Here is a 25,405-nt window from a genome sequence, read left to right as displayed (position 1 = left end):
AGAATAAATATGACAGATTTAATTAAAGATTTAAGTGAATTGCGTCTGAGTTATCAAAAAGGTGAACTACATGAAGATCATGTAAGTTCTACCCCACATCAGCAATTTTTAAACTGGTTTAATCACGCACTTGAAGCGAAACTACATGAACCATATGCACTCTCATTAGCAACTGCAAATGCTCAAGGGCGTCCGCACGTGAGAACTGTATTATTACGTGGTGCAACAGAAACGGGTTATGATTTTTATACCAATTATGACAGCCAAAAAGGCTTAGATTTGGCTGAAAATCCTTATGCTGAAATTTTATTTTATTGGCAAGAACAAGAGCGTCAAATTCGAATTAGTGGGCGAGTTGAAAAAATTTCAGAAGTTGAGTCGACCGATTATTATCATAAACGCCCACGAGATAGCCAAATTGCAGCACATATTAGTACGCCACAAAGTGGCATTATCGCGAGTCGTGAGGAATTACAAAATCGATTTGAAGCATTATATGATCGTGTTGGGCAAGACCGTGTTTTAGAGAAACCCGAGTTTTGGGGGGGATATCGTTTATGCCCAGACTATTATGAGTTTTGGCAGGGTCGACCAAATCGGTTACATGACCGTTTGATTTATGAAAAAACCAATGATATTTGGACATTACAAAGGCTTATGCCTTAAATGAAAGAAATGATTGTCCAACAACGTCCTTTAGTTTCACGTCCTGAAATTTTTCAGGACCTCCCCGAATTTGTTGCAAGAATTCTTGCTGGACGAGGTGTACATTCGGAAAAGGAACTTGAACTTAAATTAAAAAACTTACTCGCACCTACCATGAAAGGTTTGGAACAAGCCATTCAGATTATCGATAGTGCAATTGATGAAAAACAAAAAATAGTCATTGTGGGTGATTATGATGCCGATGGTGCAACCAGTACAGCCTTGATGGTGCTTGCGCTTCAGGAGTTTGGTGCACAGGTTGAGTATCTAGTTCCAGATCGATTTAAATATGGTTATGGCTTAACACCCGCAATTGCAGATTTAGCATTTCAGCGTTTTCAACCAGATTTGTTGATCACTGTAGATAATGGAATTTCAAGTCATACGGGTGTAGCACAAGCTCAAGCACATGGTATGCAGGTAATTATTACCGATCATCATCTTACGACCAAAGAAACACCTACGGCTAATGCTGTTGTTAACCCGAATCAATTAGGCTGTGCGTTTCCAAGTAAAGCATTAGCGGGTGTTGGCGTTGCATTTTATTTACTTGCAAATTTATCAAGTTATCGTAAAAAACAACATAAATCGGTTATCCAAGTCACTCAATATTTAGATTTGGTTGCCTTGGGTACTTATGCAGATGTGGCAAGTTTAGATTTTAATAATCGTATTTTAGTTGATGCAGGACTGAAACGGATTCAACAGCATTTATGTCGCCCAGGAATTAGTGCATTGCTTGAGATCGCTGGGAGAAATGCCGCACAATTACATGCAGCAGATTTAGGTTTTGTCATTGGACCACGTATTAATGCTGCGGGTCGTATGGAAACAATGGATATTGGTATTGCGTGTTTATTGGCAGACGATATTGAAACGGCTTATCCATTGGCTCAACAATTAGATCATTTAAATATTGAACGACGCCAAGTTGAGAATCAAATTAAACAAGAAGCCTTGCAAGAGCTTGAAAAGTTGAAATTTGATCAGCAACAATTACCAGCAGCACTTGTCGTTTTTGATACGCATTGGCATCAAGGTGTTATTGGAATTGTCGCAGGTCGGTTAAAAGAACAATTTTATAGACCCTCTATTGTATTTGCAGCAGATGAAGATGGCATTCATTTAAAGGGGTCAGCACGTTCGATTGATGGCATTCATATTCGCGATGCAATTGAATTGGTTGCAGAAAAACATCCAGAGATGATTAGTCATTTTGGTGGGCATGCGGCCGCTGCAGGTTTAACTTTAAAAAAAGAGCAATTTCAATCATTTAAAATTGAATTTGAAAACCTAATTGCACAATATGATGAAAGTTTATTTGATTCAGTTTTATTGACGGATGGAGAACTTCCCAGTGAAAGTTTTCAACTCAGTACGGTCGATCTATTACAGAGTTTAGGGCCTTGGGGGCAGAAATTTCCTGCACCTATTTTTGAAGGAAAATTTGATGTTTTGGATTCACGTTGGTTAAAAGAGAAACATCTTAAGCTTAGGTTGGGTCTAAAAAATGGGCAAGTTGTAGAAGCAATTGCATTTAATGCTGCTGAAAAATATGATTTTAATCCAGCTTTAGGTGTTGTAGATCTTGTCTATGAGTTAGCTCGGAATGAATTTAATGGCAATATTTCACTACAACTACGAATACTCTATTTAAGTCAGAATCTTAAAAAAACTTAATCACGTGATGCTGGATCTTATTGATCTTGTTTTTAATATAAAAATTATAAAGGCCCAGTCCATTCGGATTGGGCTTTTTTTTATGAGTATCACTTATCAATCAATGAATGAGCGTGTTTTCATTGTCTTTAAATTTAATTCATTGAAAAAATTGAGGGATGAATATTGATTAAATATCTTGCATCAAATTTGATTTTGAATATACTAAATTTAATTAACAGTGTTAACTAAATTTGATATATTTTGAGTGATCCTATGCAAGCAAAAGAAACAGAGTTATTTCGAGCATCTTTCCGTGAATTGGTTCGTGAATTAGGAATGCTCAGTCGTAAAACAATAGGAACGGAGCTTTCTCCTCTCCAGAGTCATATTTTAATTGAGTTAAATCAGACCGAGCAGGGCTTGGGCGTGACAGAATTAGCGAATATTTTATGCGTGGAAAAATCGAGTATTAGCCGAACATTAAAAACGTTGGAAAAAAGTGAATTGCTTTCAAGAAAAATAAATCCCACAGATGCTAGGTCGGTCACTTTTTCATTGACTGAAAAAGGAGAAAGTAGGTTAATTGAAATTAATCAATATGCCAATCAGTTTACAGCAGAAGCACTTATGCTTTCTTCGGAAGTAGAATTACAGCAATTACGATCCACAGTTAAAAACTTCACCAAAGCCTTGAAGAATGCACGAAAACAAAGAGAAATTCAGTTAAATATAAGACCAATCGAGCTTAAAGATAATGCCGAAATTGCTGCGGTTATACGACAAAGTTTTATAGATAATCAAATTGATCATCTTGAAGGTGTAAGTTTAAATGATCCATCTCTTCATCAGTTGAGTGAAGTTTACTGTACGCAAGGCTCAGGTTATTGGGTCATAGAAATAGAGGGGAAAGTAAAAGGGGGCGTTGGAATTGCACCTTTATTAGGTGCTGGAGAAGAATATTGTGAATTACAAAAATTGTATATTGAAAGTAGTCTTACAGGATTAGGTATTGGTAGAAAACTAATTAATTTAGCCATTAATAAAGCAATCGAATATGGATATCAGTATTGCTATTTAGAATCTCTAAATGAACTGAGTGCTGCAGTTGATTTATACCAATCTTTTGGTTTTAAATTACTGGATAAGCCAGTGGGAAGCACGGGGCATAATTCTTGTGATATTTATATGCTGAAAGATTTAAAATCCTGAGCTTGAAATTGCAGTAATTTTGTAGGCTTATCTCGATTTAAATTTAAAAAATAGACATAAAGTTTAAATATCAAGAGCACGTAATGCTGTGTATATTTTATAGAATAAATCTGATTTTCATTTGAGCTTTATTGTTATTTTCTTATGAATAAAAAACCGCTGATGACAGCGGTTCTTTATGAAACTATATAGAATTAGAAGCGATATTTTGCTGCTAAACCATAAGAATTATAGTCAGTGTCATTCACTTTACCAAAACCAACACGACCTTCTAAGCTAATACTTGGTGTGAAGAATTTACGTGCAGTGATACCAAACTCACGGTTATCTAATAAATCTTGCTTGTAATAATCAGCACCAACACTCAGTGTTTTATCTAAGTAGTAATCTGCTGCAAGATTGTAATCTTTAATATTTCCAAAAGTTGCACCAGCTTCTAAGTTAATGTCTTGACCATTTGCAAGCTCAGTAACGTATTTAGCACGTAAACTTGGTGCTGTACGGTCATGATCATCGTTATGATAACCTTTTACACCAGCTGCAACGAGCAAACCAGGTGCTGGTAAATAACCAACTTCTGCAGAATAAAGGGTCGTATTGAAATTCGAATCATGCTTGAATTTCATATCTTGACGACCAATATCACCGCCTAAGTAAAAATCTGAATTTGGTACAAAATATTCAACACCTGCAGAATAGTTATGTAATTTAACATCATCTACTTTGCTATAAGCATATTGCGCATTGACATTACTTGCGCGGTCTAAATAAGCAGCTTCAGCAAGTGGTGCATTACGTGTTTGTACAGGTTTAAAATATGCTGTACCTTCTACACCATAAATACCTTTTGTGCTGGAATTATCAGGATCTACTAGGCCAGCTGTTACACCGACTTCAGCTTGGTATGCATTTGCTGTGCCTGTGAGTGCAAGGGCAGAAAGTAATGCTGATGCAATTGCTAATTTTTTCATCGTTTGAAACCCTCTGAAGTGTAAACAGTATTAAACATATTTTGTTACAACTTCAGTGTAAGCAAATATATTTAATTTTACAATCCATCAGTGTTATAGGGATGTAACTATTGTAAATTTCCTGTTAATGATATTGTTTATCTACTTGAAATAATTGAATAAAAAAATTAAAATAAAGCATAAAAAAGCAATTTTCATGATGAAATATTCATTAAATAGCCCATGAATGAAGGATAAAATGACTAAAATCTCCACAATTCATAGATTTTAAATACATAAATTCAAATTTTGACCTTTCAGTTAGATCATTTTCTGTATGTTATAATGCATTTTAGTTTATCAGTATTCACTGCATTGAGAGTTTTTACGTGGAAATTAATCCTTATCTGAGCAAATTAAAAGACTTAAACGACCGTGGTCAAACATTACGGGGGTATCTTTGACTACGATCTGAAAAAAGAGCGTTTAGAAGAGGTTCTCCGTGAATTAGAAGATCCGACCATTTGGAATGATCAAAACCGTGCACAAGCCATGGCTAAAGAAAAGGGTGAACTTGAGAATGTGTTGAATGTTCTAGATGGGCTTTCAATTCAATTGGAAGATGCTCAAGCAATGCTTGATCTTGCTGTTGAAGCAGATGATGATAGTTTGTTGAATGACGTGCAGTCTGAATTGACGACTGCCGAGGAAGAGTTAGCACAATTAGAATTTCGCCGTATGTTCAATAATCCAATGGATCCAAATCCATGTTATGTGGAAATTCAAGCGGGTTCAGGCGGTACTGAAGCACAAGATTGGGCTTCGATGTTACTTCGAATGTATTTACGTTGGATTGAACGTCATGGCTTTAAAGCAGAGTTAATGGAAGAGTCTGATGGCGATGTTGCCGGTATTAAGTCTGCGACTATTCGTGTTGATGGTGAATATGCATATGGTTGGTTACGGACTGAATCTGGTGTACATCGTTTAGTACGTAAATCACCATTTGATTCAGGAAATCGTCGTCATACCTCATTTTCAGCAGTATTTGTCTCTCCTGAAGTGGATGACAATATTGAAATTGAAATCAACCCAGCAGATGTCCGGACGGATACTTATCGTGCATCGGGAGCAGGTGGTCAGCATATTAACAAAACTGATTCGGCAGTACGTTTAACGCATGCTCCAACGGGCATTGTCGTGGCATGTCAAAATCAGCGTTCACAACATGCAAACCGCGATCATGCTTGGAAACAGTTACGTGCAAAACTCTATGAATTAGAGATGAGTAAACGTAATGAAGCGGCTCAAGCGTTGGAAGATACCAAATCTGAAATTGGTTGGGGCAGTCAAATTCGCTCATATGTACTTGATGACTCACGGATTAAAGATTTACGTACTGGTGTTGAGAATTCAAATACGGGTGCAGTACTTGATGGTGATTTGGATCGATTTATTGAAGCAAGTTTAAAGCAAGGTCTTTAATTATTATTTAACCAATAAAGATTGCAATATTCAGCGAAATTGTTAATACATCGAAAAAAATAGATATTAATATCTAAAAAATACGATATATTAAAAGTAGTATGCTGAATCATGCAATCAATGCTTAGATGTGTTTGAAAATGGATATAGATTTAATTTTTAAAGCATTAGCCAATCCGACGCGTAGACAAATTTTAGAGTGGTTAAAATCACCCGAACAATTTTTGTCTACAGCCGAATGTGGTGACTTTAAACGTGGCGTTTGTGCTGGTCATATTGAAAAATTAGGCAATGTTTCTCAGTCGACCATGTCAAATCATTTATCTGTTTTACAACAGTCAGGACTAATTCAAGCCCATAAACATGGGCAATGGTCTTATTTCTCCCGCAATGAAGTTTTGATTCAGCAGTATATAAATTATTTAAAAAACTCACTTTAAGCAGTGAGTAAGAGGTAGTTATGGCTGAATTTACCACGCCCTTAATTCTTGGTGATTTACATTTAAAAAATCGTGTCATTATGGCACCGTTAACACGTAGTCGTGCAACTGCGGATCGTGTCCCTACAGCCCTAATGACAGAATATTATGCTCAGCGTGCAAGTGCAGGTCTCATTATTTCTGAAGCAACAGTAATTTCTGAAGAAGCCAATGGCTATTTAAATACCCCTGGATTATTCACAGATGAACAAGTTGCAGGTTGGAAAAATGTGACATCTGCGGTTCATGAAAAAGGTGGATTAATTGTTGCACAGCTTTGGCATGTCGGACGCGTATCACATCCAGATTTATTAAAGGGTGAAACACCTGTTTCTGCCAGTGCGGTACAACAAGCAGGTCATGTGAGTTTGCTTCGTCCTAAACGAGAATATGTTGTTCCACGTCCACTGGAAATTTCAGAAATTCATGCGATTATTGAGCAATTCAAACAAGCTGCTATTCGTGCAAAAGAGGCAGGTTTTGATGGTGTAGAGTTGCATGCTGCGAATGGTTATTTGATTGATCAATTTTTACAAAGTAGTACCAATCTTCGTGAAGATGAATATGGCGGTTCAGTTGAAAATCGTGCTCGTTTTTTATTAGCAGTGGTTGATGTATTAATTGAGGTTTGGGGAGCTGGGCGTGTAGGTGTTCATTTAGCACCGCGTGGTGATGAACATGATATGGGTGATCATGATCCACGTGAAACATTTGGCTATGCACTTGAAGAATTAGGGAAGCGTAATATTGCTTTTTTCTTTACGCGTGAACATCTTGCGGATGACAGTATTTCAGAAGAATTAAAGCAACGTTCAGGTGTACCATACATTGCGAATATGCGCTTAACTCGAGAAGATGCTTTGGCATTACTTGAATCTGAACAAGCCGATGCTGTTTCTTTTGGTAAAGCTTATATTTCAAACCCAGATTTATTTGAGCGTTTGGTACAAAATGCACCTTTAAATGAAATTCGATTTGAGAACATGATTGGGACAACTGTAGCAGAAGGTTATACGGATTATCCAAGTTTAGAATCTGCATTAATAACCGACACTCAGTCTGTTTAAAGTGATGAATTTGTAACATATTGAGCCATATTCATTAACTTATGAATATGGCTCTGTTATATTTTACATTGATTAAATATTGAGGCAGTTCATTTGGCTACCCCATTTTGGTATAACGCAGCATTAACTCTCATTAAGCCTTACTATAAATGGCGGATCAAGAAACGAGCGGATAGCACTGAACAACTGCAACAAGAAATTTTAGAAAGATTTGGCCCTTTTCAGATGGTCAAAAATACGCAAGCCATTTGGTTCCATGCGGTGTCTGTGGGTGAGACCAATGCAGCACAACCTTTAATAGCGCATTATTTAAAACATGGGCATCCGGTGCTTGTGACAAATACAACAAAAACTGGACAGGCACGTGCAAAATCTTTATTTTTAAAAGCCCCTTATTTAGATTTGTTTCAAGCGGTATATTTACCAGCCGATCAGCAGTACTTAGTTCGTGAATTTTTAGAAAAATATCAACCAAAATTATTGGCATTAGTTGAAACAGAATTATGGCCGAATTTAATAGACCAAGCGAATCAAATGCATGTACCGTGCTTGTTAATTAATGCACGCTTATCTGAAAAATCTGCGAAAGGCTATGCCAAAGTACCTCAGCTAACGAAACCAATGCTTCAAGGTTTGAAACAATTATTGGCACAAGATCAGGCAACTTTAGATCGATTTATTGATTTAGGAATATCACCAGAAAAAGCACAAGTTGTGGGTAGTATTAAATTTGATATTGCTGCACCCCAAATGTTTATTGAACAGGCACATCAGCTTCAGTCAGAATGGCAGCTGAGTGAACGAAAAATTATCATTTTAGCCAGTACACATGCGCCTGAAGAAGAACTATTACTTAAGGCATTAAAACCATATTTACAACAATATTCGGAATTACTATGTATTGTTGCGCCAAGACATCCTGAACGATTTGATGAAGTTTTTCAGGTGTGCCAAGACTTAGAATTGCAGACACATCGTCGTAGTTTGCGTGAAACAATTCAATTAGAAACGCAAGTTTATTTGGCAGATAGCATGGGTGAAATGTGGCTATGGTATGCTTTGAGCCAAGCATGCTTTGTGGGAGGGTCTTTAAATGAGCCTGGTGGTGGACATAATATTTTAGAACCACTTGCATTGCATGTACCTACTATTCTAGGGGAAAATTATATTAATTTTCAAACAATTGTTGATGAATTTGTAGATGCTCAAGCCATTAAAGTTGTTCATACATTTGCAGAGGCGGCAGAGGCTTTGGTGCAATTAACCTTTGATCCAATTTTAGTTGAGCAATTGAATTTAAATGCAGATCATATTATGCGTGCCAATAAAGGTTCTTTGCACAAGCATATTCAAGTTATTGATCAGTATTTAATATAACTGGATTGATGCAATGAATATTGTTCTGCTAGATGAAAGACAGACAAAGACAGATATTTGGCAAATTACTTCAAAACGGCAACTTGAACATTTATCTGTACATGTGGGAATTAATATAGGCGATACCCTAAAGGTTGGTATTTTAAGAGGGAAACGTTATTTAACAGAAGTTGTTGCCATATCTGAACATGCTGTGTCAATAAAACCTATATCTGAAGAAATAGTGCCTGCAAAGCTTCCTGTCACGTTAATTCTCGCATTACCAAGACCGAAAGTATTAAGGCGATTAATTGCAGACAGTGTGACTTTAGGTGTTGAAAAAATTATTTTATTACACAGTTATCGTGTGGATAAAAGTTATTGGCAAACTCCATTTTTGCAACAATTAGATCATTTTATTCATTTAGGTTTAGAACAAGCGGGCGATACTCATCCTCCTAAAATTGAACAATATAAGCGATTTAAACCATTTGTAGAAGATGTTTTACCACATCTTATTACGGTAAATAGTCCTGCTTTTGTCGCACATCCTTATGCTGAAAAAGAGATGCCACATGCAGTCAATCGACCTTGTATTTTTATTGTTGGACCTGAAGGTGGGTTTATTTCCTATGAAATTGATTTACTTATAAAAAATGGCTGTCAAGCAATGAGCTTAGGTAGTCGTATTATTCGTACTGAAACCGTTATTCCCTATATATTAGGTCGTTTGTTTGTGAGTTAATGCCGAAGCATTGCTGATGGAATCATGTTGGATTTTGATTTCTTGAATTGGATAAGGAATCGAAATTTCATTTTGATTAAATTGTTCAATCACGACTTCTTGTATTTTACTTACTGATGTCGCAATGGATGTTTCAGTGGTATTAATCCACCAACGAACAGACAAATGAATGGAAAAGTCTGCCAGTGTTGTTACATTTACGCTAAAACTTGGTTGACTTAAGATAGTCGGTTCTTGATTTAGAATCTCAAGAATTAAATTTTTCGCTTTTTGTACATCAGCTTCATAACCAATGCCGATATTAAACTCACACCGTCGACGTTGATATGCTGTATTCACAGTAACCGCACTGGTATAAACGGTCGCATTTGGGATGACAATACGTCGACCATCTGGTGAACGTAAAAATGTAGCACGAATTTGAATATCTTCAACGGTTCCTTCCATTCCACCCACGATAATATCATCACCAATTTTAAATGGCTCTCCAAGTAAAATCAGAATGCCAGATAATAGGTTTTGAAAGATATCTTTAAATGCAAAACCAATGGCAACAGAACCAATCCCTAGTGCACTCATTAATTGACCTGGAGTAAATCCTGGAACAGAGATAACCATTGCGATCAGAAAACCAAAGAAAACAATCGCTGAGCTACCCACACGATTGAGGACTAAAACGAGATTTTGTTTGCTATATGAACGTTCAGTTAATGTTTTGCGAATAAAAAATTTAAACAATTTTGAAAGTAAATAAAAAATAGTAAAAACGACAAGGGCAATACAAATATAAGGTAGTCGAGACCAAAAGCCATCAATAATTTTATCAATAGCTGCATAAGCATCATTGTATTTTGTGGTATGTGCGATGACCGTTTGAGCAGTTCTTTCACTTGCCTCTTGTAGAAGTTGAGATGTTTCCTGAGCAACAAGTTCACTCAAACTACCTTTTTGTTCAGCCATTATTATTCCCATTAAAATGATGAATAGGGTGATTTATTGCATATAAACAATTTAATTTTTGTTTATCGTATACGAGCGATATTCTGGCAGAAATTTATTTATATGTTTAGATATTCAAGGTGCTATTTTAGTTTAAAAGAAGGAAAAATAATGGAGATAATATTTTTAATGGTTTGAAGTAAGCGTTTTAACACATTATTTTTATATATTTCTGATTGATTACCTAGAAAGCAAAAATGAATATTACGAGATACATTTAGCATAAATAATAGTATATTAATTATACATTTGAGGCATAGTGATAGAATTAAATTAGAAAAATGTTCAATTGAAATTTTAGAGAATTGAATGAAAAAATACTAAGGGGGGCTTTTTTAGACGAAGCGAAGCAAATATATTTTAAAGATAAATCAATCCATTCTTTGATATGAAATGGAAATAAGATTGTACGACCAAAGATGTATTGAATAGTGTAAAAAATAGTCGCCATACTGAGACAGCATGCATGTATAACAAATTGAGAATTAGGCATGGCATTTCGTGATGAGATGTAAATATCAAGGAAGTAGCGTATGAAAGAGATTTATCCAGTACCGGAAGGATTTAAAAGAACAGCGCGGACCAATGAAGATGAATACTTTAAAAGGTATCAATATTCTATTGAAAATCCTGATGCATTTTGGGCAGAACAAGCACATAAACTAGAATGGATTAAACCATTTACTCAAGTAAAAAATACGAGTTTTGATCCAGATCATTTTAAAATTGAATGGTTTGCAGATGGTCAATTAAATATTAGCGCAAATTGCCTAGATCGACATTTAAAAGAGCACCCCTATAAGCCTGCTATTATTTGGGAAGGAGATCATCCATCACGACACAAAATTATTTCATTTGTGGAGTTGCATGATGAAACGTGTCGCTTTGCAAATGTATTAAAAAAGAATGGCGTGAAGAAGGGGGATCGGGTGGTATTGTATATGCCAATGGTCTCTGAAACCGCAATTGCAATGCTGGCATGTGCGCGTATTGGGGCAGTGCACTGTGTGGTTTTTGGTGGATTCTCGCCAGATTCTTTGGCAAGTCGTATTGAAGATTGTCAAGCCAAAGTCGTTATTACGGCAGATTCAGGAATGCGTGGTGGAAAGCCAATTTTCCTCAAAGAAAATGTAGATGCAGCCTTAGAAATTTCAGGTACTGAATCGGTAGAAAATGTGATCGTTGTCCACCGTTCAGGCAATCCAATTACCATGAAAGCAGGACGAGATTTATGGTATCACATGGAAATTATGACCGTCACAGATGATTGTCCACCTGAGCCGATGAATGCTGAAGATCCACTCTTTATTTTGTATACCTCTGGTTCTACTGGGAAACCGAAAGGTGTATTACATACAACTGGTGGTTATTTAACTTATGTGAATAGTACATTCAGAGAAGTTTTTGATATCAAACAGGATGATGTTTTTTGGTGTACAGCGGATGTTGGCTGGATTACAGGACATTCATATGTACTCTATGGCCCACTTTCAAATGGTATTTCTACCGTCATGTTTGAGGGAATTCCTCAATATCCAACATGGGCACGGACTGGACATATTGTAGATAAACACAATATTACGATTCTTTATACCGCACCAACAGCAATTCGCGCCATGATGCGTGAAGGTGATCAATTTGTTCGTGAAAGTAATCGAAGTAGTTTAAGGTTACTCGGTTCAGTCGGTGAGCCAATCAACCCTGAAGCTTGGAATTGGTATTATACAGTGGTGGGAGAAGAACGCTGTCCGATTGTAGATACATGGTGGCAAACTGAAACGGGTGGAATTTTAATCTCTCCATTGCCTGGTGCAACACCATTAAAACCTGGTTCAGCAACACGTCCATTATTTGGTATTCAGCCTGCACTTGTGGATGCTGATGGTATTGAGCTTGAAGGTGCTGCTGAAGGAAATTTGATTATCAAAGATTCTTGGCCTGGGCAAATGCGAACAATCTGGGGAGATCCTAAACGCTTTATAGAAGCCTATTTTTCAACATATCCAGGTCGATATTTTGCTGGTGATGGCGCAAGAAGAGATGAAGATGGTTATTATTGGATCACGGGACGAGTGGATGACGTATTAAATGTCTCAGGTCATCGTCTAGGAACAGCTGAAATTGAAAGTGCGCTTGTTGCACATGAATATGTTGCAGAAGCAGCGGTAGTCGGAATGCCCCATGATATTAAAGGACAAGGAATTTGTTCGTTTGTGACATTACAAGTGGGCGTTGATGAGTCTGATGAACTGAGGGCTGAGTTGATTGCATGGGTACGTAAAATTTTAGGTCCTGTTGCAACACCAGATGCTTTACATTGGGCACCAGCATTACCAAAAACACGTTCGGGAAAAATTATGCGTCGGATTTTACGTAAAATTGCGGCCAATGAACTGGATAGTTTGGGGGATACTTCAACATTGGCAGAGCCTCAAGTAGTTGAATATTTGATTAAGACAGTGTACCCAAAGCATTAATGGATGCAAAACATTACCATTTGGAAAATCAAATGGTAATTTGCTTTTTAAGATAAGCTCAGCAGACATTGAGATAAAGTCTAGAATCGAGCTCTGCTAAGCTAAAAATATTGTACAAATGAAACGAAAAGACGCAAATAATATGAATGCTGTATCTTCAACATTATCTGACCCAATTGAGATCGCACAACAGCTAGCTCAACAATTTGCAACAACGGCAGCACAGCGTGATAAACAAGGTGGAAATCCAAAGTTTGAACGTGATTTAATTCGTAAAAGTGGTTTGTTAAGTTTATCGATTGCCAAACAGTTTGGTGGACAAGGTGCAGATTGGAAGACCATTTATAAAACGATTCAAACGATTGCACAGGTCGATAGTTCACTTGCACATGTCTATGGTTTCCATCATTTATTAATTGCGACAGTTCAATTATTCGCACAACCTGAACAATATGGAGCATGGTTTAAACAAACTGCACAAGCACATTTATTTTGGGGAAATACTTTAAATCCGCTAGATAGAAGAACAACTGCAACAAAAATATCTGAACATGAATATGTTTTTCATGGTGATAAAAGTTTCTGTTCAGGTTCAATAGATTCAGATATTTTATTGTGCTCAGGGTATAACGAAGCAGGAAAATTATTAATAGGTGTAATTCCAACAGCCCGTAAAGGTGTTAGTTTTTTAGGTGATTGGAATAATATGGGGCAACGTCAAACAGACAGCGGTACCAGCCACTTTGAGCACGTTCACATACAACAAGAAGAATTATTATTGAATCCTGGTCCTTTAAGCACACCATATTCAAGTTTGCGACCATTAATTGCACAGCTTATTTTTGTGCATTTGTTTTTAGGGGTTGCTGAAGGAGCCTTTGAAGTTGCTAAACAAACAATTCAGACACAAAAAGCATGGTCAACTTCTTTAGTTGAAAATGCAGTCAATGATCCATTTACTCAAAAACATTTTGCTGAATTTTATGTGCAATTAGAAAGTGTTCGCTTACTTGCCAATAAAGCAATTGAAGCATTGCAATCGGCTTGGAATATTGGCGAAGAGCTTACAGCAGAACAACGCGGAGAAGTTTCTATTGCGGTGATTACAGCCAAAATTGCTGCAACGAATACATCGTTATATATCACTCAAAATATTTTCCAAGTTTTGGGTGCTCGTGCGACAACAGCAAAGTTAAATTTAGATCGTTTTTGGCGAAATGTAAGAACTCAAACGTTACATGATCCTGTAGATTATAAATATCAGGAAATTGGGGAATGGGTGCTTACAGGCAAAGTTCCAAATCCAGGTTTTTATTCATAGTGATGACGTTTATGGCAGAGAATTTATTGAAATATATAAATTCTCAGTGACCAAGGTGTTCTAAATCGGTATCTTTAACAGGGTTTCTTTTCCAATATGAAGGTTGAAAAAATCTTAAAAATAGACGCCATGGGGTCATCCAGACGATGCGGGCATGCTTTCTTTGGTTTTGAATGATTTTTCTCACCAAATACTGACAGACGATTTCTGGTGGATCAATGATAAAGAAAAATAAGCGCTTCATTTTCTTCCAGTTTTGCACGTTGCCATTCTTCCATGAAGTAATCAGTAGATCTGTTGCAACCATGCCAGGGCTTAATGTACCAACACAAATGGGAGATGATTTTGCTTCTTTAACGAGAGCTTTACTAAAATAACTCACGGCATATTTTGTCGTCGCATAAACGGTCATACCTGAGCTCCATTCTCCTTTACTTCCCCAACCTTCCATATTAAAAATTTGACCAAAATTTTGCTTGATCATTCCTTGTAACGCCACCTGAGAACCAAGCATTGTTCCCAATATATTTGTTTTAACTGTATTTTCGATATCAAAATTAGAAATGTCTTTAAAGTCTAAAGTTGCCGTGCTACCCCCTGCATTATTAATCCAAATTTCGATATTATTAAATTTTTGAATTGCTTGATGCCATAAATTTTCAAGATCTATTTTTTGAGTAACATCGCATTGAATGCAATGAATCTTTGATGCATCAAATTGTTTTAGTAATTGATGATATGCCGAATTAAGTTGATTTTGATCTCGTCCAGAAAGAACTACGCAATAATTTTTCTGAAGAAATGCTTGGGCTAAACCAAAGCCAATGCCCTTACTACTACCAGTTATAACCACGCAGCCTTTTGTTTGAAGTTGATTCATTGCGATTCCTTTATTTTAAATTTTTGGTATGGGGATTTGAACCTGTGTAGGCTTGAGGAATAAATATAAAATAGAGAGATTAATCATGGCGATATTCATGACAACTGGATTGAATGCACCAATTAATGTATTTGGAAGTAAGCATGCAACCAGTATTAATAAACATATTAGACCGAAAATACTTAAAAAGTGTAAGTAACGATGGGTCGTGCAAAGAAATGCTAATCCAAAAAATATTTCAATGATGCCTGAAGTTTGACCAGCTAATTTTGCGTGATCATAAGATAGTCCAACCCATTGCCAGATGGCAATTTCATCTGTATTAGTAAACAGAAGCTTAGGAACTAAACCCTGATAAAACCATAAAAAGGCAAGAGTGATATTAATGAAGGTTAATGCTTTTAAATTGTTCATATTATCGTATTTGAAATATTAATTTTATTGAAAATAATTGAGATAAATTAATTAAAGTAGACTGATTTGTAAGAGACAGCTAGAAGATAGAATTCTAACGGTTACCTTTCATACTTATTTTGAATATTGATGCTGAATCGGAAAAGATAAAAAGGGCTTAATTTCTTTTAGAACAAACATACTTTGCATTTCTTTAATTCCTGGTAAACGTCGAATGATGGACATGGAAAAATCAGCATAGGTATCTAAGTCTGGAGAAACAACTTGCAGTAAAAAATCAGCATCTCCACCAATACTATAGCATGCAATCACATGGTCTAAAGCAATAACTTGCTCTTCGAATTTTTTTGCTTCTTTTTCACTATGACTATCAATTGAAACGCGAATAAAGACCATGACCCCTAGACCAATTTTTTTCCGATCTAGAAATACACCATAACCTTGAATAATTTTTGTATCTTCTAATTGTTTGACTCTGCGCCAGCAAGGCGAATTTGACATTCCAAGCTGTTCGGACAGATCAGCATTGGTAATTCTAGAATCTATCTGAAGAATTTCTAAAATTTTAGCATCTGTCTTATCTATTTTAACTTCAGGCATATTTTTCTAAAAATAATCATTTAAGGGTATTTTATACCTTATTTTTATCATTATGGGAAATGAATAGAACACATTTACCTATGGTTTTATAAAAAAATATAAAACGAAATTAGCCATAAAATGACATGATGATGGAACTTAAAATACAAATGATCACGTATATTTTCACGTTAGCTTTCGCAGCTTTTATACCGGGACCTGGCATGATTGGAATTATGTTGAAAACGATTTCACAAGGAAAAAGAAATGGTTGGATGATGCTATTTGGCCTTATTACTGGAGATATAATTTATTTATCGATCTCTATTTTTATGATGACAACCATTACACAAATAAATTCGCGATTTACTTTTTATCTTACAATCGGGTCATCTATTTATTTGCTATATTTAGCATATAAATTTTGGATTATTAAAGAAAATTTGTTGGAATATTCACTTAAAATTAACGCAAGTTTTTCCTCCTATCGCGATGGTTTATTACTTACCTTGAGTAACCCTAAAACAATTTCATTTTATTTCGCATTGGTACCGACTATTTTTGGTTCTCAGTCTTTGCCTCATCTCAGCATATTCTTATTGTTGATGACAATCATGACGCTTATGTTCGTTGGTTCAGGATATATTATTTTTTCTTCACAATTAAAAGTAAAATTAACTAGTGTAAGAATACAACAAATATTATTAAAAATCTTATCAAGTATTATGGGGCTTTTAGCACTTTCAATGCTATATAGCGAAATAAATATTGGTTAATTAGGTTGTTAAAAAAGTTATATCCTTCATTTAAAAGTATCAATTACAAGATTAAATTTAATATAAATCATTATATTGTATTAAAACGATAAATAATTTGTTTTAAAGTATATAAATGTATTATATTTTAAATAAATAATATTTATTGAGTAATATATCACTATTATAAAAGCATATTATTTCCCATAAAACTAAATTAATTACATGGAGTATCTGATTCTGATGTTAACTCTAATCGGGATTCTAATTATTGTTACTATTGTGACATTATTGATGATGGGCAAGGCAAATCCAATTTTTGCGATGTCTATTATTCCACTTATTGGCGCATTTATTGCGGGTTTTTCTCCATCCGAAGTTGCAACTTTCTTTGAATCAGGGATAACGAAAGTTACGAAAGTAGCGGTTATGTTTTTATTTGCAATTTTATTTTTTAGTATTTTAAAAGAATTACACATTTTTGATCCGTTAATAAAAAGAATGGTTACATTGACAAAAGGGAATGTTGTTATTGTCGCTATCGTAACCACGATTATTGCTGGATTTGTCCATCTAGATGGTTCAGGTGCAGCAACTTTTTTAATTATTATTCCTGCTTTACTTCCTTTATATCGTCAATTAGGAATGAGTCCATATTTAATGCTTTTACTCATGGCTGGTAGTATGGGCGTGATGAATATGGTGCCATGGGGAGGGCCACTGGGTAGAGCTTCTGCTGTGACAGGAATAGATGCTGCCTTTTTATGGCAACACATTATTCCTGTACAAATTTTAGGAATGCTTGGAATGGTTGCTTTTGCTGCAATCATGGGATTAAGAGAGCAACGTCGAATTGCGAAAGCAAAGCTTATGGGGACGACACCATTTGAACAAGACTGTTTAATTAAAGATTTACCTGAAGATAGTAATACGGAAATTAAACCTAAAAACTTTATTATTAATATTGTCTTAATTTTAAGTGCAATTACTTGTCTAGCCTTTGGATTGTTCTCAGCACCTTATGTATTTATGATTGCCTTAGCATTAGTGCTGCTAATTAATTTTCCAAATCCTAAAGAACAAATGCAGGCGATTAGTCGTCATGCACCGCAAGCGTTAAGCATGGTTGCAATTATTTTTGCTGCGGGTGCATTTTTAGGAATTTTGTCAGATTCTGGAATGTTAAAGTCCATTGCTGTTGATTTAATTTATATTTTACCAAGCACATGGGTAGGAGGTTTACATATCTTTGTAGGAGTTCTTGGTGTTCCTATGGATTTATTTACCAGTACAGATGCCTATTACTTTGCTTTATTACCAATTGTTCAGGAAGTAACAGCAACAGCAGGCGTATCTCCAAATTCAGTTGTCTATGCAATGGCTATTGGAAATAATGCAGGCACATTTGTAAGTCCATTTTCACCTGCGACATGGTTAGCCATGGGATTGGCGGGTACAGAAATGGGGCGCCATTTACGTTATTCATTTGGCTGGATTTGGCTATATAGTTTTTACCTATTGGCAGTTGGTTATTTATTAGGTTTGTATTAATTGTAGATAAAATCTGTGCTATGAAAAGACAGGTTTTGAGAAGTTTTTAATGTTTTTCTAATGTGATCGTTAGCATAAAATTTTTCATCATAAAAAAAACCTTCAAGCCGAGCCTTGAAGGGAAACTTGGAATTTCATAATATTTTTAAATTATTTTGAAGAAAAGATATTTTCTATTTATTTATATTGATGACTTTCTTGTGTTGGAGCATGAGCCCTAATTGTAAGATGCCATTATTACATTTAGGGAAAACACTCCAACATGGGAAAGTTTTTGATTTGTGTTACTTCTTTTTATTGAATATCAAATAAATTAAGCAACATGAGTTTTTGGCTTATTTGGGTGTAACAGGGCTTCAGCAGCATCTAGGCTTGGAACTGCTGCAGAGGGAAGAACTTCCTCTTGTTCAATTTGCTTATTAATCCCTAAATTTTGACTCGCTTGTTGAGATTTTTCTTTAATGACTTCAGCACGTTGACCTTTGGCAGGCGCCCACTCAAGAATTGGTAATGCACGTGCAACAGCTAAAGTAATACGATCACGTAATAATTCACTATGAATTGTATATTCAGGCGTAAAGTCACGATCTGTTGCATAAACGCCAATTGGTAAAGTTTGTGCTTGGAAGAAACTAAATAATGGGCGTAATTGATGCTCAAGTACTAAAGCATGACGATCACTACCGCCTGATGCTGCCAATAATACTGGAACATCAACTAAAGCAGTTTGTTCCACAAAATCAAAGAAATGTTTAAATAAACCTGTGAAAGATGCGCGATAAACAGGCGTTCCAACAATTAAAGCATCTGCAGCTTCCACTGCGGCTAAATCATCTTGTACTCGCTGAGGGAGTTGATTGCGATAAATTGCACCACCTAATAAAGAACCAATTTCACTAAATTTAATGAAGTGAACATTGATGGGTGTTGCTTCACCTAATTCATTTATAATTGCTTGAACTAAAGCTTCTGTTTTAGACGGGTTATTGAGTCCACCTGAAACGGCAACAATATTTAATGGTTTTTGTTGATTAATGTTAGACATTTTGAAACCTAAAAGTTATATATCTCGGAATACTTGTTATTAACTAATAAGTGAACATGACAGTAAAATAATGAAAAAAATATTAGTTATCATATTTTTAGATATAAGTGATATATATTTGATATTTCATATAAAATGATACTTAACTTATTGAAAAATATAATCATATTAAATGATACAAAGTTGTTTTAATCCCTGTATGAATTTTATAAGAAAAAGTGATTAGATTTTTAAAAATACGAAAATACATGCATTATTTGTATATAAATCTCAAATTTTATTCAAAAATATGATCAATTACGTATCCTAAATCCTAAATGTATGGTTAGAATAGGGATCATTGTGCTCAAGATCTCTCGCGTTACTTATGAATATCTTAATCGTTGATGATCATCCTTTATTCCGTCATGCTTTAATACAAGCAGTACGTTATAGTTTGCCACAGGCTCAAATTCATGAAACAGCTGCTGTGAATGAGTTTTACGAACGTTTAGAAAAAGGTCCTGAGCCAGATCTTGTTTTACTTGATTTAAATTTACCGGGTGCTTCAGGTTTCTCAGCTTTAGTACATGTTCGAGCACAGTATCCGTCTCTTCCAATAGTTGTGGTTTCTGCACATGAAGAATCAACTATTATTCAGCGTGCAATTGCGCATGGTGCTATGGGATATATTCCTAAATCAGCGCATCCAAGTCATATTGGAGAAGCGATTAAACAAGTATTAGAAGGGGAAATCTGGTTACCACCGAACTTACCAAAGAATATGAGTTTTGATCCACGAGCTTCGGATGAAACGGCTTTAGCTGAACGTATTCAGTCTTTAACACCGCAGCAATTTAGAGTCTTAATGATGGTTGCAGAAGGTTTGTTGAATAAGCAAATTGCATATGAATTGGATGTTTCTGAAGCGACAATTAAGGCACATGTTACGGCAATTTTCCGTAAATTGGGGGTACAAAATCGTACTCAAGCAGTGCTTGCCATTAATGCGTTAAATATAGATGAAAAGAAAATTTAAGATATAAAAAGCCTTCATAATGAAGGCTTTTTATATCTGTTTTAGTCAAGTTAATTAAGCAATACAATCTTGTTTAGGGTTCAAAGCTGTACAAAATAAAGGATTTAATGCGCATTGTAATTCATCTATTTGTTCGGTTGTGACCAAATCACGTTCAATCAAATATTGTGCAACTTTATCATCTCTCAAACTTAAGAACGTTGCATCATATACACCTAATTCAACAAATAAAGCTGCCGTCTCTAAGCAGTTAAAATGATCTAAATAGACACTGTTGTCATACATTAAAAATATATGATCTTGTTTAGAGTGAGGGTTAATATTTAAATATTTTGCTAAGGTTATTGGTGATGTTTTAATGAATAATAAATCTGAAAGTTCATCAAATTGTGTTGTATCTAATAAATATTGATCAGTTTTAACTTTACCTAACCATGCTTTAAATACCAATACTGCCCCACCACGTAACAACATGCTCCAAATTTGATGACGTGTACTTTCATCTAAGCATTGAGATTCATTTTCTAAAATTTTAATTAATTTACTTTCTTGCTCTGCAATTTTTTCAAAAAGACCAAGCCCTTGAGGTTTATATGCATTTGGCGTAAACACATCAAAATTAAGTTCATTAAATACTTGAAGAGCTAAAGGAACTGCTGCTTGATAGAGCGTATTTAATGCATTTAAATGTACAGATGAGAGATGACTGTGCGGAAATAAGTTTTGCCAATTTATATCTGGTAAGAGTGAATTTTCACCATATTGGCGATGGAATTGTTGATTTTGACTATTATTTTGAGTCATATTTTGTGGGGTATTCATTTAATGTTACCTCTAATGTGGAGGTGATTAGTCAGTTCAATGTCGATCAAATCTTAGAGACTAAACTAATCGTTTAATTGTTGGTTTTTCATCTTATAAAATAGAATACGCTATAAGTTGAGTATTGGGTGTGGCAAAAAATTACAAAATATATTCAATAAAATCAATAAATTAGTTTATTAAATCAAAGATTAAAGTATTGTTAACTATATTTTGGAAGTTAATGCCAACACAGTAAACAATCTGATTAAAAACTTTAGTTTCTGGCAGAAAAAATTTTCTCATGACATCGCTAGACCATGAGATGAATGATCTAGCGATAATGGAATGATATATAAAAAGCTTTGAATTAATGCTATTCAGAGGCTAAAAATACTTTAAGTTTAAGTATCATTAATTTTTAGACCAGATAACCATGACCGTAAAGATGCTGGTTTTAAAGGTTTCTTCAACAAAATAATATTGAGGTCTTTGAGTTTTTGCGGTAACTCAGGATCTGAATCTGCTGTAATGAGCGCGATTGCAATATGCTCTTGACGATATTGTAAAATAAAATCAAGCCCCATTTTGTTTTGATTTAAATGTTGATCGACCAACCAAACTTGAATATTTTCCTGCTCGATAATTTGACAGGCTTGTTCAGGTTCAATCGCTTTAAAAACCTGATATCCCCATTTGGTGAGTAATGTTGCCATACCTTCAAGAATAGTTTCATCATTATCCAGACATAGTATTTTATAGGCTTTTGATTTCAATGGTATCGTTTGAGTTGGACTGATTATCATTTTAGGTGCAGTAACGGTAGGGACTTCAATCATGAAGCATGAACCTTTCCCATAACGTGAATAAACATGTACGGGATAATCTAATAAACTGGTCATGCGGTGTACAATAGCAAGACCTAAGCCAAGACCTTGTTCTCCCCAAGGTGAAGTATGTCCGCAGCGCTCAAATTCTTGAAAAAGTTTGATCCGTTGCTCTTCAGCAATACCTGGACCAGTATCCCAAACACCAATACGAATATGATTCGGGCGGCTTGCGGAACGTAAAACACCGACAATCACACGTCCTTTGGCAGTATATCTCAAAGCATTACTGACAAAGTTTTGGATAATACGTCGAATCCATTGTGGATCGGTATCAATCCAAAATTGTGCATCATGGACGCTAAAATGAATATTCCGCTGAGCAGCAATTGATTTAAATTGCAGCTCTAAATCATTTAATAAATCATGTAAGGGATAAGATTGACGATTCGGTTGAATTGTTCCACCTTCCAAACGCGCAATATCTAAGAGTGCAGAGAGCATACTTTCAGCCCCATGTAAGGCACGATCAAGTTGCTGTAAAGTCACTCGATCTTCTTTTGATTGTATACTTTGTTCTAGTGCAGTACTGAATAACCGTGCTGCATGCATGGGCTGGAGTAAATCATGACTTGCAGCGGCAATAAAACGGCTTTTTGACATATTGGCTTTATCGGCTTGTTCACGTGCAAGTTGTTGCTCTGTCAACGCATTCGCAAGTTGCTGTGTCCGATCTTGAACACGTGCTTCTAAGACGGCTTCATTTTCACGAAAGGCTGTAATATCAGCAAAAGTTGTGACAAATCCACCACCTTCAATTGGATTTCCACGCATTTGAATGACAAGTCCATCTTTACGAATACGTTCAAATTCATGAGCACTACCAACTTTCATCCAATGGATTCGTTTGCGAACATGTTCCTCAATCGAACCAGGACCACATTCACCACGTTCAGCGTTATAACGAATTAAATCTGAAATTGGGCATCCGACATAAACAATATCTTTAGGATAATCAAAAAGTTTTAAATATTGATTATTCCAAGCAACCAAACACATATTCTCATCAACAACGCTGACGCCTTGCGTCATATGATCAATCATGGTCATGATTAGGTTTTGGTTAAAACGTTGCCATTGTGAGGCTTGGTCAAGAATATTAGCAACTTGCCCAAGGGCTAAACCATTATTGACCATGGCTGTTGTTAAGAGTGTTCGCGCTGATGCGGCTCCAATTGTTCCTGCTAAATATTGTTCAGTAAAACGCCACCACATCCCATTGGCATTACTATTTTCATTGAGTACAACATCATTTTGGGTACAAAATTGTTGGAAAGCACGTAAAGTAGGCTCATCTCCAGTAATCCGTTTTGCGAGTGTAATGAGATCGGCTACTTTTAAGCGAGCAACATCGTGTTGTAAATAATTGACTTCTGTATTGGACGACTGAGATGGTAAGGGTTTCGTTTCATAATAAAAAAAGCTTTCAGCCTGAATTTGTTCAGCAATACTTGGGCGGAAAATATGAGAAACCCAAATGAAGAGAATGATATTTAAGCCTAATGACCAAATAACGCCATGAGTTAATGGTGCTAAAGATTCAAAATTAAGCAATGCTTCGGGTCGGAGCCACGTTAAACCGAATGGACCAAAATTTAAAAAATGATGGGTGTAACTATGAAAATCTTGCGGTAAGCTTCTTAATATTGTGGGTAAAAGTAAAGTATAGGCCCACATGAGAAAACCAATAATAAGACCTGCATAAACTCCTTGTTTACTTCCTCCACGCCAATATAAACCACCAATCAGAGAAGGTGAAAATTGTGCAACTGCGCTAAATGCTAATAAGCCAAAAACAGAAAGTTGATCAATATCATTGAAAAAATGAAAGAACAAAAAGCCAAGTAGCATCACGGCTAAAATACAGATTCGACGTGTAAATTTAAGGACAAGCGGTAAGCGTTTATCATGCCTCGAAAATATTTCAAATCGCCATAATGCTGGCATAATAAGATCATTACTCAGCATAATGGACAAAGCGACGGATGAAACAAGAAGCATTCCAGTAGAGGCAGAAAATCCACCTAAAAATGCCAATAAAGTTAACCAATCTTGGTTATAACTTAAAGGCAATGATAAAACTGCAACATCAGGTACAGCTAAGTAATGTGGTGCAGCATGTAAAGCCCAACTTGCAATAGGAATGATGGCAACAATGGTCAAAATTAAATAAACTGCAAACCATTTTCTTGCACCTTTAATATGTTTTTCATCACGTAATTCCACGACAGCAACATGGAATTGGCGAGGTAAACAAATAATCGCTAAACCTGCAAGTAAGGTTTGAATCCAAAAGGTATCTGGAACACCATACATTTGTATATTTTTGAATGTATGTGAAATATCTTGTGAAATAAGTACTATATTTTCAGGTGAATCAAATAAGAAAAATCCTGCTACACAAAGTAAAGCAAAGAGCTTAACAAAAGATTCGAATGCAACTGCAAGCATTAAACCGCCATGCTGTTCTGTATTGGCAATTTGTCTTGTTCCAAATATCATGGCTAAAATTGCGAGCATGCCTGTTAAAAATAAAACACTATTGGTGGTATTTGTCAGTCCTTCTGTAGGAGCTAAAATAACATTTGCACTTAATGCAATAGCTCTAAGTTGGAGGGCTAAATAAGGAATAATCGCAATAACAGCAAGAATGGTCACCAATGAGGCAAGCATTCCACTTTTACCATAACGAGCAGCAATAAAATCGGCAATAGAGGAGATCGCATGATGCTGTCGCACACGACCTAAACGTCGCCAAATATCGTAACCTAGAGCAACAAAAAGCAATGGACCTAAGTAAATAGGTAAAAATAAAATTCCATCTCGTACTGCAGCACCAGTTGCGCCATAAAAGGTCCAAGATGAACAGTACACACCAAGTGTTAGACTAAATAAGAACATTCGACCACGTGTACTTAGGCGACTTGCATGTTTTTCGCCAAAAAAAGCACAAATAAATAGAAGTGCGATATAAAGGACAAGCACTCCAATTAGTAGCCAACTGTTCATATTGCTCACAT

The 25,405-nt window shown here is 35.6% G+C and carries 21 protein-coding genes; 13 read left to right on the top strand and 8 right to left on the bottom strand.

All coding sequences use genetic code 11. The features are described 5' to 3' along the window. The first annotated feature begins 9 nt into the window (after window positions 1-9). The 3 genes from pdxH (at window position 10) to B9T31_RS01255 (ending at window position 3,576) form a co-directional block, all read left to right on the top strand. Window positions 10-666 (top strand): pyridoxamine 5'-phosphate oxidase, encoded by a 657-nt coding sequence (pdxH, locus tag B9T31_RS01265; RefSeq protein WP_086180150.1) that lies wholly within the window; start codon window positions 10-12, stop codon window positions 664-666. Then, window positions 667-2,385 carry a single-stranded-DNA-specific exonuclease RecJ gene (gene recJ / locus B9T31_RS01260; protein WP_086180149.1) on the top strand — a complete coding sequence of 573 codons (1,719 nt, stop codon included), beginning with the start codon at window positions 667-669 and terminating at the stop codon, window positions 2,383-2,385. It begins immediately after the preceding gene. Between the two features lie 255 nt (window positions 2,386-2,640). After that, window positions 2,641-3,576: a bifunctional helix-turn-helix transcriptional regulator/GNAT family N-acetyltransferase gene (locus B9T31_RS01255; RefSeq protein ID WP_086180148.1), complete on the top strand. Its 936-nt coding sequence runs from the start codon at window positions 2,641-2,643 to the stop codon at window positions 3,574-3,576. A 194-nt stretch (window positions 3,577-3,770) separates the two neighbouring features. Here the strand turns inward: B9T31_RS01255 and B9T31_RS01250 are convergent, their stop codons facing one another. After that, window positions 3,771-4,547 carry a putative porin gene (locus tag B9T31_RS01250; RefSeq protein ID WP_086180147.1) on the bottom strand — a complete coding sequence of 259 codons (777 nt, stop codon included), beginning with the start codon at window positions 4,545-4,547 and terminating at the stop codon, window positions 3,771-3,773. Window positions 4,548-4,915: 368 nt separating this feature from the next. Here B9T31_RS01250 and prfB point away from each other — a divergent pair. From prfB to B9T31_RS01225, 5 genes are all read left to right on the top strand, one after another. Then, a protein-coding gene (prfB, locus tag B9T31_RS01245) for a peptide chain release factor 2 (RefSeq protein ID WP_139840889.1) occupies window positions 4,916-6,011 on the top strand; the annotation gives its coding sequence in 2 pieces (ribosomal slippage) (window positions 4,916-4,987 and window positions 4,989-6,011; 1,095 coding nt in all). A gap of 140 nt (window positions 6,012-6,151) precedes the next feature. Continuing rightward, window positions 6,152-6,451, top strand: a complete 300-nt coding sequence (locus tag B9T31_RS01240; protein ID WP_086180145.1) for an ArsR/SmtB family transcription factor — start codon at window positions 6,152-6,154, stop codon at window positions 6,449-6,451. A gap of 20 nt (window positions 6,452-6,471) precedes the next feature. Further along, on the top strand, window positions 6,472-7,557 hold the full coding sequence (locus tag B9T31_RS01235; protein WP_086180144.1) for an alkene reductase: 1,086 nt from the start codon (window positions 6,472-6,474) through the stop codon (window positions 7,555-7,557). 93 nt (window positions 7,558-7,650) lie between these two features. Further along, window positions 7,651-8,934, top strand: a complete 1,284-nt coding sequence (locus B9T31_RS01230; RefSeq protein ID WP_086180143.1) for a 3-deoxy-D-manno-octulosonic acid transferase — start codon at window positions 7,651-7,653, stop codon at window positions 8,932-8,934. Between the two features lie 13 nt (window positions 8,935-8,947). Next, a complete protein-coding gene (locus B9T31_RS01225) occupies window positions 8,948-9,658 on the top strand; it encodes a 16S rRNA (uracil(1498)-N(3))-methyltransferase (RefSeq protein WP_086180142.1) in 711 nt (236 codons plus the stop codon). On the opposite strand, the gene B9T31_RS01220 is transcribed toward B9T31_RS01225, so the two are convergent. Further along, on the bottom strand, window positions 9,635-10,618 hold the full coding sequence (locus B9T31_RS01220) for a mechanosensitive ion channel family protein (protein ID WP_086180141.1): 984 nt from the start codon (window positions 10,616-10,618) through the stop codon (window positions 9,635-9,637). The two genes, B9T31_RS01225 and B9T31_RS01220, sit on opposite strands and share 24 nt — an antisense overlap. 572 nt (window positions 10,619-11,190) lie before the next feature. Between B9T31_RS01220 and acs the strand changes: the two genes are divergently transcribed. Both acs and B9T31_RS01210 read left to right on the top strand, forming a co-directional pair. Continuing rightward, entirely contained in the window at window positions 11,191-13,134 is a 1,944-nt protein-coding gene (gene acs / locus B9T31_RS01215) for an acetate--CoA ligase (RefSeq protein WP_086180140.1), read from the top strand. 142 nt (window positions 13,135-13,276) lie between these two features. Then, on the top strand, window positions 13,277-14,455 hold the full coding sequence (locus B9T31_RS01210) for an acyl-CoA dehydrogenase family protein (protein WP_086180139.1): 1,179 nt from the start codon (window positions 13,277-13,279) through the stop codon (window positions 14,453-14,455). Between the two features lie 43 nt (window positions 14,456-14,498). Here B9T31_RS01210 and B9T31_RS01205 read toward each other — a convergent pair whose 3' ends face one another. The 3 genes from B9T31_RS01205 to B9T31_RS01195 form a co-directional block, all read right to left on the bottom strand. Then, entirely contained in the window at window positions 14,499-15,335 is an 837-nt protein-coding gene (locus B9T31_RS01205; protein ID WP_086180138.1) for an SDR family NAD(P)-dependent oxidoreductase, read from the bottom strand. 15 nt (window positions 15,336-15,350) lie between these two features. Further along, window positions 15,351-15,749 carry a DoxX-like family protein gene (locus tag B9T31_RS01200; protein WP_086180137.1) on the bottom strand — a complete coding sequence of 133 codons (399 nt, stop codon included), beginning with the start codon at window positions 15,747-15,749 and terminating at the stop codon, window positions 15,351-15,353. A gap of 114 nt (window positions 15,750-15,863) precedes the next feature. Further along, window positions 15,864-16,349, bottom strand: a complete 486-nt coding sequence (locus B9T31_RS01195; RefSeq protein ID WP_086180136.1) for an Lrp/AsnC family transcriptional regulator — start codon at window positions 16,347-16,349, stop codon at window positions 15,864-15,866. Between the two features lie 131 nt (window positions 16,350-16,480). Between B9T31_RS01195 and B9T31_RS01190 the strand changes: the two genes are divergently transcribed. Together B9T31_RS01190 and B9T31_RS01185 are read left to right on the top strand one after the other, a co-directional pair. Next, window positions 16,481-17,104 (top strand): LysE family translocator, encoded by a 624-nt coding sequence (locus B9T31_RS01190; protein ID WP_086180135.1) that lies wholly within the window; start codon window positions 16,481-16,483, stop codon window positions 17,102-17,104. Between the two features lie 222 nt (window positions 17,105-17,326). Next, window positions 17,327-18,634: a CitMHS family transporter gene (locus B9T31_RS01185; protein ID WP_086180134.1), complete on the top strand. Its 1,308-nt coding sequence runs from the start codon at window positions 17,327-17,329 to the stop codon at window positions 18,632-18,634. A gap of 313 nt (window positions 18,635-18,947) precedes the next feature. Here the strand turns inward: B9T31_RS01185 and msuE are convergent, their stop codons facing one another. Then, window positions 18,948-19,679 (bottom strand): FMN reductase, encoded by a 732-nt coding sequence (msuE, locus tag B9T31_RS01180; protein ID WP_086180133.1) that lies wholly within the window; start codon window positions 19,677-19,679, stop codon window positions 18,948-18,950. Window positions 19,680-20,046: 367 nt separating this feature from the next. Here msuE and B9T31_RS01175 point away from each other — a divergent pair, with 367 nt between their 5' ends. Beyond that, a complete protein-coding gene (locus B9T31_RS01175) occupies window positions 20,047-20,697 on the top strand; it encodes a response regulator (protein ID WP_086180132.1) in 651 nt (216 codons plus the stop codon). A gap of 54 nt (window positions 20,698-20,751) precedes the next feature. Here the strand turns inward: B9T31_RS01175 and B9T31_RS01170 are convergent, their stop codons facing one another. Further along, the gene (locus B9T31_RS01170; protein WP_086180131.1) at window positions 20,752-21,519 is read right to left on the bottom strand and encodes a hypothetical protein; all 768 of its coding nucleotides are present in this window, start codon (window positions 21,517-21,519) and stop codon (window positions 20,752-20,754) included. Window positions 21,520-21,902: 383 nt separating this feature from the next. Then, complete coding sequence (locus B9T31_RS01165) at window positions 21,903-25,394, bottom strand: PAS domain-containing hybrid sensor histidine kinase/response regulator (RefSeq protein ID WP_086180130.1); 3,492 nt, start codon at window positions 25,392-25,394, stop codon at window positions 21,903-21,905. Window positions 25,395-25,405: the final 11 nt, after the last annotated feature.

This window comes from Acinetobacter sp. ANC 4558 (assembly GCF_002135375.1).
Classification (GTDB): Bacteria; Pseudomonadota; Gammaproteobacteria; order Pseudomonadales; family Moraxellaceae; genus Acinetobacter.
The sequence above is the reverse complement of the archived record's forward strand: the minus strand, read 5'-3'. Positions and strand labels throughout refer to the sequence as shown.